Genomic DNA, 2,348 nt, shown 5'->3' on the forward strand with positions numbered 1-2,348 from the left:
CGCCGAGGCCGTGCGGATCGGGGGCGAGGGCGATCCGGGGTGCCATGGGGGCTCCTCCTCTCGTGCGGGCGGGTGCGCGGGCGTTCGCGCGGTCGGGCCGTCCGGGGGCGCACGGTCGGCCGGAGACGACGGTAGCGGGAGGGTACGACAACCGGAGCCGCGCCGTCCGGAGCGGGGCTCGGAGCGGGGCCCGGACGGCATCCGGCGCGCGCCGCCGGCGGGTGCGCCGGGCGCCCGGGCCAGGGTGTGGGCAGTGTCGATGACAGCGCGTAAGGTCGGCGAAATGACCGAGAACCCGTTCTTCAGGCCCAGCACCCTGGCCTACGAACTGCCGCCCTTCGCCGAGATCCGGCCGGAGCACTACCTGCCCGCCTTCGAGCGCGGGATGACCGAGCAGCTCGCCGAGATCGCCGCGATCACCGCCGACCCGCAGCCGCCGACGGTCGAGAACACGCTGGTCGCCCTGGAGCGCTCGGGGAGGCTGCTGCACCGGGTGAAGGTGGTCTTCGAGAACCATTCCGCCGCCGACACCACCCCCGAGGTCGACCGGATCGACGCCGAGATCAGCCCCCGGCTGGCCGCGCACCGGGACGCCATCCACCTGGACGGCGCGCTGTTCGCCCGGATCGAGGAGCTGCACGCCCACCGCGCGGAACTGGACCTGGACCCGCAGACGCTGCGGCTGCTGGAGCGCCGGCACACCGCGTTCGTCCGGGCCGGCGCCCGGCTGGGCGCCGAGCGGCAGGCCCGGCTGCGCGCGATCAACACCGAACTGGCCGCCGCCGCGTCGGAGTTCCGGCAGAACGTGTCCGCCGACTCGCAGGCCAGGGCGCTGGTGCTGGACTCCGCCGAGCAGCTGGCCGGCCTCTCTGCCGACGAGATCGCCGCCGCCGCCGAGAACGGCCGCGCGCTCGGGCACCCGGGCGCGTACGTGCTGAGCCTGAAGAACTTCTCCAACCAGACCGAACTCGCCTCGCTCACCGACCGCTCGGTGCGCGAGCGGCTGCTCGCCGCCTCGCTCGACCGCGCGGCCGACACCAACGGTCCGCTGGCGATCCGGATGGCCGCGCTGCGCGCCGAGCGGGCCCGGCTGCTCGGCCACGACACCCACGCCGCCCACGTGGTGGCCGACGAGACGGCCGGCACCGTCGAGGCGGTGGACGCGCTGCTCGCCCGGCTGGTGCCGCCGGCCGTCGCCAACGCCCGCCGGGAGGCCGAGCGGCTGGCCGAGGTCGCCGCCGCCGACGGCGTCGAGGAGATCGCCGCGCACGACTGGGCGTACTACTCGGAGCAGGTCAGGCAGGCCTCGTACCAGGTGGACGCGGCGGCGCTGCGCCCCTACTTCGAGCTGGAGCGGGTGCTGCGGGACGGCGTGTTCTTCGCCGCCAACCTGGCCTACGGGGTGACCTTCACCGAGCGCCCCGACCTCGTCGGCTACCACCCGGACACCCGGGTCTTCGAGGTGTTCGACGCGGACGGCTCCGCGCTGGGCCTGTTCCTCGGCGACTTCCACGCCCGGGCGTCCAAGCGCGGCGGCGCCTGGATGGACGAACTGGTCACCCAGTCCGCCCTGCTGGGGCAGCGTCCGGTGGTCTACAACAACCTGAACATCGCCAAGCCGGCGCCCGGCGAGCCCGTGCTGCTCTCCTGGGACGAGGTCCGCACGCTGTTCCACGAGTTCGGGCACGCGCTGCACGGGCTGTTCTCGGACGTCCGCTACCCGTACGTCGCGGGCACGGCCGTGCCGAGGGACTTCGTGGAGTTCCCCTCGCAGGTCAACGAGATGTGGATGGTGTGGCCGGAGGTGCTGGCCAACTACGCCCGGCACCACGAGACGGGCGAGCCGCTGCCCGCCGGGCTGGTCGAGCGGATGGAGGCCGCGGAGTCCTTCGGGCAGGGCTTCCGCACCGTCGAGTACCTGGCGGCGGCGCTGCTGGACTGGGCCTGGCACACCCTGCCGGAGGGCCAGGAGGTCGCGGACGCCCGGGAGTTCGAGGCGGCGGCGCTGGCCAAGGCCGGGCTGGCGGTGGCGGCGATCCCGCCGCGCTACCGGACCACCTACTTCGGGCACATCTTCGCGGGCGGGTACAGCGCGGGCTACTACGCGTACATCTGGTCGGAGGTGCTGGACGCCGACACGGTGGAGTGGTTCAAGGGCGACGGGCGCGGCGTGCGGGAGAGCGGCGAGGTGTTCCGGCGCGAGCTGCTGGCGCGCGGCGACAGCCGGGAGGCGCTGGACTCCTTCCGCGCGGTGGTCGGGCGCGACCCCGAGACCGGGCCGCTGCTGGCCCGGCGCGGGTTGGTGTAGCGGAGCGGGGCGCCCGGCGGTGTGAACGCCGCCGGGCGCG

1 protein-coding gene is annotated in these 2,348 nt (G+C 74.7%); it reads left to right on the forward strand.

What is annotated here, in order from left to right; translation table 11 throughout:
• The first annotated feature begins 283 nt into the window (after window positions 1-283).
• Complete coding sequence (locus ABD308_RS36915; RefSeq protein ID WP_344344683.1) at window positions 284-2,308, forward strand: M3 family metallopeptidase; 2,025 nt, start codon at window positions 284-286, stop codon at window positions 2,306-2,308.
• The last annotated feature ends 40 nt before the right edge of the window (window positions 2,309-2,348 follow it).

Source organism: Kitasatospora putterlickiae, assembly GCF_039527695.1.
Lineage (GTDB): Bacteria > Actinomycetota > Actinomycetes > Streptomycetales > Streptomycetaceae > Kitasatospora > Kitasatospora putterlickiae.